General features: G+C 64.0%; 15 protein-coding genes. 11 read left to right on the top strand and 4 right to left on the bottom strand.

Translation table 11 applies throughout. The features are described from left to right. Nucleotides 1-89: 89 nt before the first annotated feature. Entirely contained in the window at nucleotides 90-1895 is a 1806-nt protein-coding gene (lepA, locus tag ACLI1C_RS00675; RefSeq protein WP_411394928.1) for a translation elongation factor 4, read from the top strand. Nucleotides 1896-2078: 183 nt separating this feature from the next. Beyond that, the gene (locus ACLI1C_RS00670; RefSeq protein WP_411394927.1) at nucleotides 2079-2333 is read left to right on the top strand and encodes a hypothetical protein; all 255 of its coding nucleotides are present in this window, start codon (nucleotides 2079-2081) and stop codon (nucleotides 2331-2333) included. Between the two features lie 85 nt (nucleotides 2334-2418). Here the strand turns inward: ACLI1C_RS00670 and ACLI1C_RS00665 are convergent, their stop codons facing one another. The 4 genes from ACLI1C_RS00665 to ACLI1C_RS00650 all read right to left on the bottom strand — a co-directional run bounded on the left by ACLI1C_RS00665 (nucleotide 2419) and on the right by ACLI1C_RS00650 (nucleotide 6477). Continuing rightward, nucleotides 2419-2844 carry an OsmC family peroxiredoxin gene (locus ACLI1C_RS00665; RefSeq protein WP_411394926.1) on the bottom strand — a complete coding sequence of 142 codons (426 nt, stop codon included), beginning with the start codon at nucleotides 2842-2844 and terminating at the stop codon, nucleotides 2419-2421. A gap of 221 nt (nucleotides 2845-3065) precedes the next feature. Continuing rightward, a complete protein-coding gene (locus ACLI1C_RS00660; protein WP_411394925.1) occupies nucleotides 3066-4904 on the bottom strand; it encodes an AAA family ATPase in 1839 nt (612 codons plus the stop codon). After that, nucleotides 4901-5395, bottom strand: coding sequence for an ABC-three component system middle component 2 (locus ACLI1C_RS00655; RefSeq protein ID WP_411394924.1), 495 nt, complete (start codon nucleotides 5393-5395; stop codon nucleotides 4901-4903). Before ACLI1C_RS00655 ends, ACLI1C_RS00660 begins: the two co-directional genes overlap by 4 nt. Then, on the bottom strand, nucleotides 5380-6477 hold the full coding sequence (locus ACLI1C_RS00650) for an ABC-three component system protein (RefSeq protein WP_411394923.1): 1098 nt from the start codon (nucleotides 6475-6477) through the stop codon (nucleotides 5380-5382). The genes ACLI1C_RS00655 and ACLI1C_RS00650 overlap by 16 nt, the downstream gene beginning before the upstream one ends. A gap of 149 nt (nucleotides 6478-6626) precedes the next feature. On the opposite strand from ACLI1C_RS00650, the gene ACLI1C_RS00645 reads away from it, so the two are divergent. The 9 genes from ACLI1C_RS00645 to addA all read left to right on the top strand — a co-directional run bounded on the left by ACLI1C_RS00645 (nucleotide 6627) and on the right by addA (nucleotide 16949). Continuing rightward, nucleotides 6627-7229 carry a hypothetical protein gene (locus ACLI1C_RS00645; protein ID WP_411394922.1) on the top strand — a complete coding sequence of 201 codons (603 nt, stop codon included), beginning with the start codon at nucleotides 6627-6629 and terminating at the stop codon, nucleotides 7227-7229. A 435-nt stretch (nucleotides 7230-7664) separates the two neighbouring features. Beyond that, the gene (locus tag ACLI1C_RS00640; RefSeq protein ID WP_332688762.1) at nucleotides 7665-7874 is read left to right on the top strand and encodes a cold-shock protein; all 210 of its coding nucleotides are present in this window, start codon (nucleotides 7665-7667) and stop codon (nucleotides 7872-7874) included. 57 nt (nucleotides 7875-7931) lie between these two features. Then, nucleotides 7932-8132 carry a hypothetical protein gene (locus ACLI1C_RS00635; RefSeq protein ID WP_411394921.1) on the top strand — a complete coding sequence of 67 codons (201 nt, stop codon included), beginning with the start codon at nucleotides 7932-7934 and terminating at the stop codon, nucleotides 8130-8132. 163 nt (nucleotides 8133-8295) lie between these two features. Beyond that, nucleotides 8296-8940, top strand: coding sequence for a DUF1236 domain-containing protein (locus ACLI1C_RS00630; protein WP_411394920.1), 645 nt, complete (start codon nucleotides 8296-8298; stop codon nucleotides 8938-8940). 97 nt (nucleotides 8941-9037) lie between these two features. Further along, entirely contained in the window at nucleotides 9038-9499 is a 462-nt protein-coding gene (locus ACLI1C_RS00625; protein WP_411394919.1) for a Crp/Fnr family transcriptional regulator, read from the top strand. 1 nt (nucleotide 9500) lies between these two features. Beyond that, nucleotides 9501-9803: a SelT/SelW/SelH family protein gene (locus ACLI1C_RS00620; protein WP_411394918.1), complete on the top strand. Its 303-nt coding sequence runs from the start codon at nucleotides 9501-9503 to the stop codon at nucleotides 9801-9803. A gap of 47 nt (nucleotides 9804-9850) precedes the next feature. Beyond that, nucleotides 9851-10510, top strand: a complete 660-nt coding sequence (locus ACLI1C_RS00615; protein WP_411394917.1) for a hypothetical protein — start codon at nucleotides 9851-9853, stop codon at nucleotides 10508-10510. After that, nucleotides 10507-13518: a double-strand break repair protein AddB gene (gene addB / locus ACLI1C_RS00610; RefSeq protein ID WP_411394916.1), complete on the top strand. Its 3012-nt coding sequence runs from the start codon at nucleotides 10507-10509 to the stop codon at nucleotides 13516-13518. The genes ACLI1C_RS00615 and addB overlap by 4 nt, the downstream gene beginning before the upstream one ends. Next, the gene (gene addA, locus ACLI1C_RS00605; protein ID WP_411394915.1) at nucleotides 13515-16949 is read left to right on the top strand and encodes a double-strand break repair helicase AddA; all 3435 of its coding nucleotides are present in this window, start codon (nucleotides 13515-13517) and stop codon (nucleotides 16947-16949) included. Before addB ends, addA begins: the two co-directional genes overlap by 4 nt. Nucleotides 16950-17000 lie beyond the last annotated feature (51 nt).

Genomic DNA, 17000 nt, shown 5'->3' with positions numbered 1-17000 from the left:
GAGTGGGGCAAAAGGCACCAGCCCGCCCGCTGTTAACGCCACGGAAACCATCTTTGCCTCACCCCCGCCTTCTGCTATCAGCCCACACCATGACAACGCCGCTTTCCCACATCCGCAATTTTTCCATCGTCGCCCATATCGACCATGGCAAATCCACCCTGGCCGATCGTCTGATCCAGACCACGGGGGGGCTGGACCTGCGCGAGATGAAGGAGCAGGTGCTCGATTCGATGGATATCGAGCGCGAGCGCGGCATTACCATCAAGGCCCAGACCGTCCGGCTGACCTACAAGGCCAATAATGGCGAGACCTATATCCTCAACCTGATCGACACGCCCGGCCATGTCGATTTCGCCTATGAGGTGTCCCGCTCCATGGCCGCCGTGGAGGGGTCCCTGCTGGTCGTCGATGCCTCGCAGGGCGTCGAGGCGCAGACCCTGGCCAATGTGTATCATGCGCTCGACGCCAATCACGAGATCGTCCCGGTCCTCAACAAGGTCGACCTGCCCGCCGCCGATGTCGAGCGCGTCAAGACCCAGATCGAGGATGTCATCGGCATCGACGCCTCCGAGGCGCTCGAAATCTCGGCCAAGTCGGGCTTCGGCATCGACACCGTGCTCGAGGCCATCGTCCACCGCCTGCCCGCCCCCAAGGGCGACATCAATGCCCCGCTCAAGGCGCTGCTGGTCGACAGCTGGTACGATACCTATCTGGGCGTCGTCGTCCTCGTCCGCATCATCGATGGCGTGATGAAGAAGGGCCAGCGCATCCGCATGATGGCCTCCGGGGCCGTCTATGAGCTCGACCGCGTCGGCGTCAACACGCCCAAGCTGGTCGAGGTCAAGGAGCTGACCCCGGGCGAGCTCGGCGTCTTCACCGCCTCGATCAAGGAAGTGGCCGATACCAATGTCGGCGATACCATCACCGATGATCGCAAGCCCACCACCACGCCGCTGCCCGGCTTCCGTCCGGCCCAGCCCGTGGTGTTCTGCGGCCTCTTCCCGGTCGATGCCTCCGACTTCGACGAGCTGCGCGCCGCCATGGGCAAGCTGCGCCTCAACGATGCCAGCTTCAGCTTCGAGATGGAAACCAGCGCCGCGCTCGGCTTCGGCTTCCGCTGCGGGTTCCTGGGGCTCCTGCATCTCGAAATCATCCAGGAGCGGCTCTCCCGCGAATTCGATCTCGACCTGATCGCGACGGCCCCCTCGGTGGTCTACGAAATCGCCATGACCAATGGCGAATCCATGCTGCTGCACAATCCGGCCGACCTGCCGGACGTGATGAAGATCGAGGAAATCCGCGAGCCCTGGATCAAGGCGACCATTCTCACCCCGGATGAATATCTCGGCTCCATATTGAAGCTCTGCCAGGATCGCCGCGGCATCCAGCGCAACCTTTCCTATGTCGGCAGCCGCGCCATGGTGGAATATGACCTGCCGCTCAACGAGGTGGTGTTCGATTTCTACGATCGGCTGAAGTCCATTTCCAAGGGCTATGCCAGCTTTGACTATACCCTGGCCGATCACCGCGTCGGGGACCTGGTCAAGCTCTCGATCCTCGTCAATGCCGAGCCGGTCGATGCGCTGTCCATGCTGGTGCACCGCACCGTCGCCGAAAGCCGCGGGCGCCTCATGTGCGAAAAGCTCAAGGAGCTGATCCCGCCCCATCTCTTCGTCATCCCGATCCAGGCCGCCATCGGCGGCAAGATCATCGCCCGCGAAACCGTCCGCGCCATGCGCAAGGACGTGACCGCCAAGTGCTATGGCGGCGATGCCACGCGCAAGCGCAAGCTCCTGGAAAAGCAGAAGAAGGGCAAGGCGCGCATGCGCCAATACGGCAATGTCGAAATCCCGCAGGAAGCCTTCATCAAGGCACTCAAGATGGGTGACGATTAGCTGGCTGCCGGCGCCTTCGCGCAAAATCGCTCCGGTGGAGCGATTTTAGGCAGCCAGGCCCGGAGCGCTATGCGCGCAGGGCCCGGGCTTTCCGCAGGCACGCAACCCCACAACGCAACTTCGTGATGGAACCCCCGACTCGCTCAGCCCTTGTTGAGCCAACACGGCGGGGACCCATCCAATATGATCACCACGGAACTCAAGCGCATCCACCCTCATGAGCGCCAGCCGCGCGACGCCGTCATCGTCACGGTGCGCCGCGCTCTGGGCCGCACCGTGGCCGATGTGGCCGCCGTCGAGGTGATCGCCGATTTCCCCCGCCCGGTGCCCGCCGCCCTCGAGGCCGCCGAAAGCCTGCGCCAGGCGGAGGGCCTCAAATCCATCGCCGTCATCGTCGACGACGCCGACTGGCGCCCCGAATGGGGCAAGCTGGTCTAGCTTCGAGGCGGCCCCCGCCTCTCACCTCTCCCTTTGGGGGAGAGGTCGGCGCGCAGCGCCGGGTGAGGGGGCCTTATCCGAGCCCCTACCCCAGCTTCGCATCCAGCGTAACGGCAATCGCCCCCAGCGCCCGGGAGACCGGGCATTCCGCCTTGGCCCGCTCGGCGATTTCGGCAAACTTGGCTGCGTCGATGCCGTCCACCTTGCCCACCAGCGTCAGCGCGCTGCCGGTAATCCCGGTGCCCGGGATCAGCTCCACGGCGGCCGACACCTGCAACTGGCTGGCCGGCGTGCCGTTTTCCGCCAGGAAATGGGCCAGCTGCATGGCAAAGCACCCGGCATGCGCCGCGGCAATCAGTTCCTCGGGATTGGTGCCCGATTGCCCGCTCTCGTCAACAAAGCGCCCCTTGAATGTATAGGGCAGGGCCGAAAGAGCGCCGCTCTGGGAGTCCAGCGTGCCATTGCCCTCGGTCAGTGAGCCAGTCCATTTCGCCGTCGCGCTGCGCTTCATGGTGCAAATCCTCTGGTTGGAAAAAAGGTGTCGTGGCGCGTGGCGCGCCCGCAATGAAGACAAAGGCGGCGGCGCGCACTTCGTTCCAGCCCGGCACGCCCTTGCGCCCTGATGATGGACGAGACTGCGCATCGTTGCCAGTCCCCGAGCCATCCCGGCCTTGAACCGAGCCCCATCGCTACCCGCCTCTGTTGGTCGGCGCGCAGCGCCGGGTGAGGGGGCTAGCGCGGTGGAAATAGACCAAAGCGGCCGCGATTGTTGACACCGGTGAAAACGATATAGTGGCCGGCGCGTTCAGCGCTGGCAGGGGGGTCTGTATTCTCTATAATGATCGTCTGTCGCCAACCTTGTTGTTGGCCCAATGCATTGTAGAAGCTGGAGTCCAGATCGTGACCTCTCAAATCGTCTTCTGGGTTGTCCGGTTCCCTGTAGGACAGGAGGGGGGAGTCTAGAACTACAAAACCGGGGTGGGGCGTGTCCTCGCGCTTACAGTATTCCAATAGACCTATTGAGAACGCGGCTTGAGTAATAGCTCTAAGGCCCTTACCATAGGATGCCCGTGGCTTGCCGTTGATGACAAAGTCCTTGGTTTTCATGTCGAAATGCAGTCTATCGGCGGATGGGAAGTGCCAAAGTTTTAGTAATTCCAGGACAACGACGGAAAATTTATCGACTACGGAAGCAGACAGACCCGTCTCATAGGTATTTGAACCGTCTGTCGCAGACTCTCTTTCCAGAGAGGATTTTCTTTCCTCTAAATCTTGCAATGTGCTGTACGCCGACAGAGCCTTCTGAACGTTCACACGCTTGTCTGAAAGGTCGCTGTATTTTTGCCTTGCGGATTTAAGCGGGGCAACCACATCAGCGTACCGGATCGAGGCCTCCGAAATGCTTTGCTCCGTTCGAGGTATGCGTCGCTGAAGTGTATTACGCTCCTTTTCAAGGCCCTCGATAGTTATGCCCAGGTCACCTTGGCGTGTCCGTATCTTGGTCATCTCAGAACGCGCGGCTTCCACTATAGGGAGGACGTTACCCCCACAGTCGTCGTGCGAACCGTGATGCTCGGGGGCTGCGCCACAGAGTGGACAGGGACCAGGGCCGAGCGCGGCAAACAAGCTCCCTGATTCTTCAATGGCCTCAAGTCGTTTCAAGTCCGAAACGTAGTGCTGAGCCAGCAACGCAAATCGCTCAAGAAGTGCTAGCACCTCCGTCAGACGATTGTTGTCGTCTTCTAGACGCTTAAACAAATGTCGACGCTTGGCAGACGCATCCCTGAACTGAGCCTCGGTAGCAACTAAGTCTTGCGATTGCGACAGTAGGGTGCCCTCTAAGCGCTCCAGCTGCTCTTCCAGTTCACGCGGTGGTCCGGCGAGCTTTTTAATTCGCTCTCTGTAGTCACCAATTAGATCGTCAAGAAGGTCAAGTTGAGCGCCGCGCGTTTGTTGCGCAGGTGAAGATGTATCGGCCTGTTTTAGCGAGCCATCGTCGACCCCGGTCAACAAGAGCTTAAATGTCGAAGCGTTCGCGGTATCCGCAACATAGTTGCCGTCCGACAACGGCGACCTTTGTTGAATTATCTCTTCTTCGTTGACAACGACAAGCCGAGCAAGATTTCTGAAGCTTAAGCTTTGGGTATCGCCGCGCCTGTTTCGTCGGATGTGCCTATCGGTAAGCGATAGGCACTTTAGCAGCTGAACCGACAGGTTGTCCTCGCGACGTTCATTGTGTTGATCCGACAAGATACGCCCCTCCCCGTCGGGAAGCTTGTCAGAGTGTATCCCGTCAAAGACTCGAAAGGGGCCGCCCTCGGTACTTCTGAGCAACGAAAACGCGCTGTTTTCCGTCTCAATTGCTAGCATCACCTGACTATAGCCAACCCGCTCGGGAATGTCCCTAAGTGGTCCCCTGCCACCGAGCATGAAGTCCACTGCCTCTACGATGAAGGACTTGCCTGTGTTGGAGGCGCCATAGATGACATTTAGGCCATCACGGAATTCCACAGTGGCCGGAGCACGATTCGGCCCAAAAAATGAGAGATACCGCAGCCTGAGAGCACTCATTCGTCGGCCCCTGAGCTTCGTTCCACAGCATGGAACTCGGCAACCCAGTCGTCGAATAGGTTCTTCATGAGTTCGTCAAAGTCGCCATCGTCGTAGTCTCCGACAAGCGACGCCAACCATTCTGCTCGCGATCGTAGTTCCCCAAGGTAAGGGGACTGCGTAGCATCCAGAAAGGGGGCCGCAACCTCACCAGCTAAGTACCTGATACCCTTACTGCTAACTTCCCGCTCGACAAGACCGCGCGACATCATAAGCAAAAGAGCAGACTCAATGAGTCTCCGACGCACTTCAGTGGCAGGTGATCTGATTGGCGCCGCTGGATGCAGGTCGGGCGGGCCACCCAACTCATGGGTCCTCAGCAACAGGTAATCCAAGGCGGTCATGCGCTGCAGATCATAAGAGCGTGGATAGAGCGCCATAAGAACGGCGACGGCGCGCACACCGGCCTCCAGAGGCCCATTGAATGTTTGCATTGTCATGATTTCAGCCACCCAAGCCGGTCATCATTGGCCAATTGATGGCAGATGCCGCGTTTGTCAGTGGGAAACACGCTTGCGCTTAGTGGATGTGCGCCCAAGTCCATATCTTGTGCAGCCTTAGTCACCTGCACGACGCACTCGTAGCCGTCCTTGTACTCCGCATTACGAGTATCAATAACACCGCCAAAAATCTCGCTCTGGAGGTTTTCGAAGGTACCGGGCTCAACTTTGTCACGCACAAAGATGCGAAGAGACTCAGCCTGGTAGAATGCCTCACGAGATCGCTTAAGGTGGTCCTCTAGTTTCGGATGCTGATGTAGATCGTGAATTGATAGCGTCGGAGCCGTCAAGTGATCTGCATACGCCTCCAAGAGCTTTGCGACATAACCGCTCTCGTGGCCAGCAGGTGCGTCAGGCGGCAAACCCGGTCTTGGCCTTGTCGGCAGTCCGCCCCCAAAGCGTGGAAGGTAGTATTGAGTCGCTTGGTGCTGCTCCAAGACCGTACGAATTGACATCGGCCTGAAGATGGAAAAGTCAAAGGCAAGCACATACTTCGCAAACTCGCCCTCAAACTCGACGGGAGCAGAAGCGATGTGGGTCCGCACGGATTTTTCCCACGCCTTGATCAAACCGTCTTTGAGCGCTTTCTGATCACCCAGAAGTCTTGTCGATTTTGTGGACGTTCCTCGCGGGGCAACGAAATAGCATGCCCTTGGCGGTGCATAGTGCTTGCTAAAGGAATACCAAAGGATCTTGCCTACTTCTGGCCACAACACCCCAGGACCTAGTGGAGCGCCATAGTGCTTGCACTGAAAGTTGTCCCAAATCCCGTTTAGATAATTCTGATCTGAAAATCCAGCAACATCGATCCCCATGTCGCCTGAGCCGGTATAGCGCAGTACATCCGAGTATTTCTGTTTAAGTGAAAAAACCCACTCGTCTATGAACGTTTCCCATTCATCGGGGCTGTACGTGATGAGTCTTGCGGTGGGACTAATCCATGGACCAAGCTGAAGCTGCGCGGCTGTCTGCAGCGTGTCCCCGTTGCTTAGCCCCTCAATCGGCGTAAACTCTGCCAGCGCGATCTTCGACAAGCGGCCCCCCATCTTCTCTGCATACCTTATTCGCCGGTAGTCTTCCACTAGTGCTGCTGCCTACCAACAGCAGGGAAGAAAATCTTATCCCCCTCCCTCCACCCCGCCTTAGACTTCCGCCCCGGCATGTCGCCGCAAAGGAGGTTTTGTTGCCACACGAGATCACAACCCAGGCCATGGCCGAGCGGCATGAGGCGCTGTGGATCAGCCTCTCCGCCCTGCACAAGGACGTAATCGCGCTGGGCGCGAAAAAGCCCCAGGCGCCGGTGTCCGAGGCGGTGCGCATCACTGCCGAGGGCCTGCTCAGCGATTGCGCACCCTTCATCCGCCGGCGCGGCGAGCGGCTGCCGGTGGCGGCGCCCGATCTGGCGGGGCTGGCGGTGCAATTGGGACAGGCGCGGGCGGCGCTCGACGCCTGGGAGAGCCTCCACACTGTTCTGGACGCAAGCTTGAACTGCACGATGTGGAACCTGGACGGCAACAAGCTGCCGGTCATGCGCCTCAAGCCGCCCGCCGCAGCACTGCACCAAGCCAGGGCCGATACGACCGGGCGCCGCGCAAAGCTGGCCCGGCTGATCGATGAGCGTCGGCGGGGAATTTATCAGGACGGCTACCGGGCGGGCCTGGCCGCCCGGTCCGGTCCGCCTGCCGATTCTGCCAATCCCCATGGCGGAGAGCGCGCTGCGGGGCCGGACGCCGGGGGCTTGGCCGTGCCGGAACAATCTTATCCCCGGCTGCGCCAGCTCTCGTAAAATCATGGCCATCACCCCGCACGGGCGGCCTGCAGGCGAACAGTGGCGGGGTGAGCCGGGCGCGGGCTTTGCCTCTCGCGCAGGTTCGAGACCTGGCCGCACGTGGCGAGCGACCATCGTGCGCGATAACCGGGACTGTTCCAAAAACCGGCGCCCCGAGGCGGCTGACGTCTCGTTTTACAAATACCAGAGGCGGCATCCGCCTCGGGGTCCGTCCGCTAGCGAAACCCGGAGGCGCCCTGCGCCGTCCGGTCCAGAGGCTTGCCTTGTTGCGGGAGGGGCAGACGTGCTACAAGGGCGGATACGTTTTCAGCCTTGCACGGCTAGCCACGCGGCGAACCCCCAATCTTGCGAACGTTTTATGCAATCCCGTGTGCATGTTGCCGCGGGAATAACGCTCGTTCGCTTTCGACCGGGCTTTTCGGGATCGCTATCATGGCCATCAACGGCACTGTCAAATTCTTCAATTCCACCAAGGGCTTCGGCTTCATTCAGCCGGATGACGGCAGCGCCGACACCTTCGTGCATATCTCGGCTGTCGAGCGTGCGGGCCTGTCGGGCCTCAATGAAGGCCAGAAGGTCTCCTTCGAAGTCGAAAAGGGCCGCGACGGCCGCGCCAGCGCGACGAACCTGTCGGTTCTCTAGTCCACAAGCGGGCCGCCGCCCCTCATCGGGCGGCGCCTGCATCTCTGGAGATTCAGCATGCACAAATACAAAATCGGCCAGACGCTCGACCTGTTGCCCAATCGCGGTTCGTCCAGCCGCAAGGCCGGCGAATGCAAGATCGTGGCCCTGCTCCCCTATGAGGGGCATGTCATCCAGTACAAGGTGCAGTCCGTCACCGAGACGCATCAGCGCATTGTCAGCGAAAACGATCTGCAGCTCTCGGTCGCGCGCGCCTGAGGCCATCGCGCCACGGCGCGAACGCACAATTGCTTCGTCATCGGAACGAACCCGGCATGAGCCCGTTGATGGGCCACGGGGCGGAACAGATGCGCGGCGCCGCCCGGCACCGCGCTCCGCAAGCAAGAGGGCTCAGGCCCTCCGATACGAAGGAAATAATAACATGAAGAACCTCCTTTTGGCCTCCGTGGCCGCACTTTCGCTCGCCGCTGCAGTCCCGGCCTTTGCCCAGGACAAGGTTGTCGGCGTTGAGTCCAGCTCCAATGCCGAAGCCGGCGCCGTGATCGGCGCGACCGGTGGTGGCGCTGGCGGCGCGGCCCTCGGCTTCTTCCTCGGCGGCCCCATCGGCGCCGTGATCGGCGGCTTTGCCGGCGCCACCATCGGTGCCGAGACCGGCATCGAGACCGCCTCGATCGAATATGTCGCCGCCAATCCGGTCGAGCCCATCTATATCGATGGCGCAGCCGAGATCGGCTATGTGGTCCCCGCCGAGGTGACCATCTACCCGATCCAGGGCGATGACCGTTATGGCTATATCTATGCCAATGACCGCGTCTGGATCGTCGACATGGAAACCCGCGCCTTCGTGCAGTCGCCGGGCTATCTCGTGCCGCAGGCCACGGCTGATTACGCCATGGCCAACCCGGTCGCTTCGGCCGAGGTCGAGGGTGACGTCGTGGTCGGCTATGTGCTGCCCGAGACTGTCGAACTCACCCCGGTTCCCGATTCGCGCTATTCCTATGTCTATGTCGGCGAGCGCCCCGCGCTGGTCGATGGCACCAGCCGCACCGTGATCTGGCTGAACTAAGCCACGCCAAGGCCGCCCGGGTTCACCCCCGGGCGGCTTTGCTTTGACCGGCCAGGAGTTTGCACGATATACAAAGCCCAATCGGGCGGAGGTGCAGATGGCCGACATTCTCGAATATTGCGAAGGCCTCAAGCAGGTCACGTTCAAGCCGGGTACGGTCATGCTGCCCGAGGGCGAGCGGCTCGGCCGGCTCTATGTGCTGGTCGACGGCCAGGTCGAGGTCATCCGCGAACGCACCCAGGTCACCCATGTCGATGAGCCCGGCTCGATCTTCGGGGAAATGGCCGTGCTGCTCGACATGCCCCATTCCGCCACGGTCAAGGCGCTGTCGGCTGTCACCGCCTATGAAATCCCCGATGCGCTGACCTTCCTCGACAGCCGCCCGGAATTTTCGCTCCACATCGCCACCATGCTGGCCCGCCGGCTCTATTACACCACCTCCTATCTCGTCGACCTGCAGCAACAGGCCGCCGGCAAGCGGCAGGATCTGGACCTGGTCGACGCCATCCTGGCGAGCCTGGTCGAACCGGCCGACCACAAGAAGCGCCAGAAGGCCTGACGTGGACGAGGCCAAGCCGCAGCTGACCATCACCTACTGCACCCAGTGCAACTGGCTGCTGCGCTCCGCCTGGATGGCCCAGGAAGTGCTGTCCACATTCAGCCTCGAACTGGGCGCGGTCACCCTCGTGCCCGGCACCGGCGGCATTTTCGAGATCAGCCTCGATGGCGATCTCGTCTGGGAACGCAAACGCGACGGCGGATTTCCCGACGTCAAGCAGCTCAAGCAGCTGGTGCGCGACCGCATCGATCCGGAGCGCAGCCTGGGCCATATCGATGGCCACCCCGCCACCAGCGCGGACTGAGCGGAGGCGCACTGGACATCCCGAGCGCGCCCCGGTCTTATCCGGCCATGATCGAAACCACCCGATTCCCCGACGTGATGCTGCTGACCGCCGGCAATGACACGGTCCTGTGGCCGGTCGCCGGCCTGCCCCTGGTCGAGCGCGTCATGGCCAATGCCCGGGCGGAAGGAGCCACGCGCTTTGTCGCCAACGGCCTGCCGGGTGACACGGGCGTGCTCGCCCATTTCGGCGGCCTCGTCAAAGTCAGCCGGGAGGAGGTCCCCCTCGGCAGCGGCGGGGGCGTCAGGCAGGCGCTGCCCATGCTGCATGCCGATCCGTTCTTCGTGATGCAGACCAGTGGCTTCTGGCCGGCCGGCAGCGACGCCCCATTGCAGCGCATGGTGGCCCGCCACACGGCGCAGGAGGACATCGTCCTGCTCTGCGTGCATCCGCGCAACGCCGCCGGCTTTGCCCGCAGCCACGATTTCTGCCTGTCGCCCCAGGGCCTGATCACCCGCGACTATGGCGCGCCGGTCATCCATGCCGGCGTTGCGCTGCTGGGCAAGGGCCTCTTCGCTGCAACACCGGATGGCGCCTTCTCCCTTGAGGATCTGTTTGACGCCGCTCTCGGGCGCGAGACGCTGCATGGCGTGGTGCTCGACGCGCCGTGGTTCAATGTCACCGATGCGGCAGGGCTGGCAGAGGCCGAGCGGCGGCTGGCGCCATGAGCGTCTTCTCCATCGCGCCGCACGCGAAATTCCTGCCTCTCCTGGCCGAGAAAGTCAGCGACGGCACGCTGCTTTCGGGGACCGACCGTACGGATCCCTTCTGGCTGAGCGACGTCACCATCGTCGTGCCAACCCGCCGCGCAAAACTGGCGCTGGCTGAGGAATTTGCCCGGCTTGGCCACGGCCTGCTGCCCGACATCCGCACCTTCGGCGGCGAAGTCGAAGACGAAGAGCCCTTCCTGCCGCCCTTCGACGCGCCGACGCCACTGCCACCAGCCACCCCGCTCGAACGCCGGCTGTCCTTGTCCAGCCTTGTCGATCAATGGGCCAACTCCCCTGCCGGACAGCGGGCCTTTTCCAGCCCGCCCACGGCGGGGGAAATCCTCTCTATGGCGGACTCGCTCGGCCAGCTGATCGATGACCTCTTGACCGAGGAGCGGACTGCCGCCGACATCCGCGCCATCGTCCCCGAAATCGAGGCCAATCTGGGCGAATACTGGCAGCAGACGCTGGCCTTCCTCGATATTGCGCTGACCTACTGGCCCGCGCATCTGGACGCGCTGGGCAAGGCCGATATCGCCGCCCTGCGCGGGCAGCGGCTTGACCGTCAGGCCCAGGCCGCAAGCCTCGTCTATGGCGACCGACCGGTGATCGCGGCCGGCTCCACCGGCTCGATTCCGGCCACCGCCCGCCTGCTCAAAGCCATCAATGCCCTGCCGCGCGGCGTCGTGGTGCTGCCCGGGCTCGATTGCGGCATGAGCGCGGCCGACCATGCCGCCCTGCTCGACAACAACAACAACCCGCATGGCCATCCGCAATATGGGCTGGCCAAGCTGCTGCGCCTGCTCGGGGTCTCTGCCCAGTCGGTGACCGAGCTGGCGCCGGTCGAGAACCTGCGCACCACGCTGGTCAATCGCGCCCTGGCGCTGACCCGGGACACCGCCCAATGGTCCGGGCAGCGACTGATGGGTCTTGAAGTGGGTATGGCCTGCGAGGGCCTCACCGTCATCAAGGCCCGCAATGAAGACGAGGAGGGCCGCGCCGTCGCCCTGGCCGCGCGTCACTGGCTCGCCAACAAGCGGACCGTCGGCATCGTCACCCCCGATCGCAACCTCGCCCGCCGCATCGCCGCCGAGCTCAAGCGCTTCGATATCCTCGTTGACGATGCCGCCGGCACGCCCCTGTTCCAGTCGGCCGCCGGGCGGCTCTTGCGGCAGATCCTGACGCTTGCCACCGGCAATTGCGCCCCGATCGATCTCGTTGCCCTGCTGCGCAACCGTGCTGCACTATTCGGCCTGCGCCGCGCCGACGTCGCGGCCCTGGCCGACGATATCGAACTGGGCCTGCTGCGCGGGCAGCGCCCCAATCCGGGTCTGGCGGGCCTGCGCGCGCTGCTCCATGCCAATGTCGGCAAGGCAACGGAACATGTCGCGCGGCGGCTTTACCCAAACCAGGCCGAAGCCATCGAAGCGCTGTTCGTCCGCATGGAGACGGCGCTGGCGCCGTTGATGGCGCTGCTGGCCGAACGCCGCATCAAGGCCGGGGCCCTCGCCACCGCGATCTGCGCCGCCTTCGATATCGTCGCCGACGGCGCCGACATTCCCGGACGCAAGGAGCTGGCCGATTGGGCCAGCCAGATGCAGGCGCTGGCCGAGCAGGGGCACAGCTTTCCTCCGCAGGGCCTCGAACGCGTTCTCCTGGCGCTGATGGCCGGCTTTCAGGTCCGCACCCGCGAGGATCGGCGGGCCGATATCGCCATATGGGGCCAGCTTGAAGCGCGCCTGCAAAATCCGGACCTCCTGATCCTCTGCGCGCTCAACGAAGACAAATGGCCCGAAACAGCCGATCCCGGCCCCTGGCTCAGCCGCGGCATGCGGCTGGCAGCCGGGCTCGAGCCCCCCGAGCGCCGGCAAGGCCTTGCCGCGCATGACTTTGCGCAAGGCCTGGGCAACGAGACTGTCATCATCGCCTATTCCGACCGCGTCGGCACCAGTCCGGCTTTGCCCAGCCGCTTCGTGCAGCGGCTGGAAGCCTTTGCCGGCGAGGAAAGTGCCAAGGCCTGGCAGCAGCGCGGCCATGTCTGGCTCGACCAGGCGCGCCGCCTCGATGCCGTCGCCGAGGCGCGCGCCGCCAGCCGCCCGGCGCCCAATCCGCCCGCGGCCCTGCGCCCGCGCCAGCTCTCGGTGACCGAAATCGAGGCGCTGATGCGCTCGCCCTACGATATCTATGCAAAGCACGTGCTGCGCCTGCGCCAACTCGACGCGCTGGGCGAAACGCCCGAGGCGCGCGAACGCGGCACCATCATCCACGATGTGCTCGCCCGCTTTGTCATCGAGGGACATGATGTCATGGCGCCCGATGCCTTCGAGACGCTCAAGCAGTTTGCCTTCGAGGCCTTTTCCGGGCTCGAGGGCATTGCCGAGCGCCGTGACATCTGGCTCCGCCGTTTCGAGACCGCCGCGCGGCAGTTTCTCGATTTCGAGCGCGAGCGTGATGCCGGCGTGCGCAAGCGTCATGCCGAGATCGACGGGCTATGGCCGCTCCCCACCGGCTTCACCCTCAAGGGACGGGCCGACCGGGTCGACGAAATGATCGACGGCACCGTGCAGATCCTCGATTTCAAGACCGGCTCTGTGCCCGCCTCAGGCGTGATGAAGGCCTTCGAGGCCCCGCAACTGCTGCTCGAGGCGGAGATGGCGCGGGCGGGAGCCCTCGCGGGCCTGCCTCCGGCCGACAGCTCGGCGCTGACCTATATCAAGATCGGCCTGGGCCCCGAGGCCTTCAACCCCAAGCCGTTCGCGCTGGGCGAGGGCCACACCATCATGAGCGCCGCCGAGGAAATTTCACTTCGTCTGCAGCGCCATGTCGACCTCTTCCTGTTCCGCGACACGCCCATGCCGTCGCGGCTCCTTCCGCTCAAGACGCAGCGCTTCCCCGGCGCCTATGACCATCTCGCCCGCATGGACGAATGGACTGCCGTGGACGATGAGGAGGAGGACCTGTTTTGAGCAGCGAGCGCGGCAAGCCCGTCATCAATCCGCAGACCCGCGCCAGCCAGGCCCAGGCGGCCGATCCACGCATGTCGATCTGGGTCGAGGCCAATGCCGGTTCCGGCAAGACGTTCGTGCTCACCCGCCGCGTCCTGCGCCTGCTGCTGGCCGGCGCTCGGCCGCAGTCCATCCTCTGCCTCACCTATACCAAGGCGGCCGCCGCCGAAATGCGCGGCCGCGTCGCCAAGGAGCTGGCCCGCTGGGCCACGCTGCCCGAGGCCGAACTGGTCAAGGAACTCAAGGAGGTCGAGGGTGCCGCCTATAGGCCGGACCTAATCGAGCGCGCGCGCACCCTCTTTGCCCAGGCGCTCGACACGCCGGGCGGGCTCAAGATCGTCACCATCCACGCCTTCTGCGAAAGCGTGCTGCATCGCTTTCCGCTCGAAGCCGGCGTGCCCTTCGACTTCAAGGTGATCGAGGACGAAGAGCGCAGCCAGCTGCTGACCCAGACACGGGAGGCGGTGCTGGCCGCCGGCCTGCGCGGCGAAGGCGCCACCGCGGCGGTGGAAACGCTCTTTGGCCTGCTCAGCGATTTCGCGCTGAGCGAAGCGGTCGAGCTCGCTCTCAGCGATGCGCGCAAGCTCAAGACCGTCTTGGCCAGGCCGGACGTCTCCAAGGCCAATCTGCGCGCGCTGCTCGGCACACCGCAGCCCCGCTCCAGCCAGGCCATCACCGCCGCCATTGTCGATGAGCGGCTGGTCGGACCTGCCGAGATCGGCCCGCTTATCGCGCTGGGCGGCAAGGCCCTGGCCAACAAGCTGCGCGCTCTCGATCCCCAGGCGCCACGCCCGGAAGACTGGCGCGCCGCCTTCCTCACCAATGACGACATCCCGCCCGCCAACTTCCCCGGCAAGGCGCTGGAAAAGGCCGATCCAGCCCTGGCCCGGCTGGCGCTGGCCGAGGCGGAACGGCTGGCCGCCCTGATGGAGGAGCGCCGCACCAGCCTCGTCATCGAGCGCAGCGAGGCCCTGCTCGACGTGCTGGCGCTGATCGCCGGCAGGTATCAGGGCCACAAGCGCGCCCGCTCGCTGCTCGATTTCGACGACCTGATCGAAAAGATGGGCGACCTGCTGGAAAATCCGGAGGTCGGCCCCTGGGTGCAATACAAGCTCGATGCCGGCATCGACCATGTCCTGGTCGATGAAAGCCAGGATACCAATCCCCAGCAATGGCGCGTGGTGAAGGCCATCGCCGCCGAATTCTTCGATGGAGCGGGCGAGATCACCCGGCTGCGCTCGCTCTTTGCCGTGGGTGACCAGAAGCAGTCGATCTACTCCTTCCAAGGGGCCGAGCCGCGCCTGTTCGGCGAGACCGGTGACCTGTTCCGCCAACAGGCCAGCGTGGTCAACGTGCCTTTCGCGCCCCTGCGCCTGCATATGAGTTTCCGCACCCTGCCCGAAATCCTCCTTGCGGTGGACAAGGTCAGCGATCAGAGCGAAATCCAGGCTGCGCTGCTGGCGCGGGAAAAGGTGCATCACGACACCGCCCGCCCCACCACCGGTGGCAGTGTTACCCTGTGGCCGCCCGTGCAGCAGGCTCCGGCCGATACCGGCGCCCGTGCCTGGCCGGAAGAGCCCGCCACCGGGGGCGATCTCACCGCGCCGCGCCAGATCGCCCAGCGCATCGCCAGGGAGATTCGCGGCTGGATCGACACCAAGCGCCCGCTGGCCCATCGCGGCCGGCCGGTGCGGCCCGCCGATATCCTGATCCTCGTGCAGTCGCGTGGCGCCGTGTTCCAGGAGATCATCCGTGCGCTGCGACAGGAAGGACTGCCCACCCCGGGTGCCGACCGGCTCGCAGTGTCAAAGCACATCGCGGTCATGGACCTCCTGGCGCTCTGCGATGTGCTGCTCAACCCGGCCGAGGATCTGCAGCTGGCGGCCCTGCTGCGCTCGCCACTCTTCGACCTCTCCGAAGACGATCTCTTCGCTTTGGCCCAGCCGCGCGCCAAGGGCGAAACCCTGTACCAGGCCCTCAAGGCCAGCACGAACCCGGCCTGTGCCGCCGCCTATGCCCAGCTGTCGAACTGGCGCGGGGCGCTCGACTTCGAGCGGCCGTTCGAATTCCTGACCACGGTGCTCTACGCCGAAGGCGGGCTGCGCCGTTTCCACCAGCGGCTGGGCGACGAGGTCGACGAGGTCTTTGCCGAACTGCTCGAACTGGCGCTGGCGCATGAGCAGGGCGATCAACCCTCGCTGCAGGGCTTCGTTGCCGAGATGCGCCGCAGCGAGGTGTCGATCAAGCGCGAACTGGCCGAGGCGGGCACCGGCATACGGGTGATGACCGTGCATGGCGCCAAGGGCCTCGAAGCCCCCATCGTCATCCTGGCCGATGCTGCCAGCAAACCGCAGGGCAACCAGACCAACCGGCCGGTCTATCTGCTGGCCGAGGCGCCCGGGCCGCTGCTGGTGCATGCCTCGGGCAAGAAGTCCCATGTGCCGCAGAGCCGGACCGTGCGCGACGGTGTCGAGGCAAATCTGGGCAAGGAATATTGGCGCAAGCTCTATGTCGCCATGACCCGTGCCGAAGATGAGCTCTACATCACCGGCGCGCTGACCCCGGGCAGGACCATTGACAGCCAGCTGGACGGTACCTGGTACCAGGCCATCGACCGCGCCCTGCGCCCCGATAGCGAAATCCAGCTGGATGCCGAAGGGCAGGAGACCGCACTGGTCTATCCGCGCGAGCGGATAGCGCCGCAGCCGGTCAAGCGCCTTGCCGAGCTCGTCCCGCTGGCCAATCAGCCCATCGCCTTTGCCCCGGTGCCCGCGCCGCCGGTCGTGCCGCTGGTGTCGCCTTCGCTGGCGGGCGAGCGCGTTGCGCCCCTCGTGGCGCTCGATGGCCTGGCCGAGCTGGCCCGCGACGCCGAGCTGGCCCGCAGGGAAGGCATTGCGCTTCATGCCCTGCTGCAGCATCTGGGCCGGCTTGAGCCGGACATCCGTCCCGCCATCGCCCGCAAGGCGCTCGAGGCCCTGCTGCCCGATTCGCCTGCCGAACATGCCCGTGTCGCGGCCAAGGCGCTGTCCATTCTCGATCGGCCGGGGATGGCGCCCATCTTCGGCCCCGCCAGCCGGGCGGAAGTGCCGTTCCTGCTTGATGCCAGTCGTGATGGGCAGCCCATTCGTTTGACGGGGAGGATCGATCGTCTGGTGGTTGACGAAGGGGGGGTAACGGTGGTCGACTACAAGTCCGATGCGTCGGTGCCCGGGGGGCCGGGCGACGTGCCGGGGAACTATCTTACCCAGCTCGGATTGTATGCGTTGGTTGCAGGTCAGCTTTTCCCGGGACGGGCCGTACATGCGGCAATACTGTGGACACAACTGGAATCATTGATGTTTCTGCCGTCAGACACTCTGGTGGCGGCGACAAGGGGCTTCACCATGCGGTGAGCCATCTTGCCCCTGGGCTGGACTCTACCCAGCTTTAGGCGCACAGAGACC

The organism is Devosia sp. XGJD_8 (genome assembly GCF_046614475.1).
GTDB lineage: Bacteria > Pseudomonadota > Alphaproteobacteria > Rhizobiales > Devosiaceae > Devosia.
The sequence above is the reverse complement of the archived record's forward strand: the minus strand, read 5'-3'. Positions and strand labels throughout refer to the sequence as shown.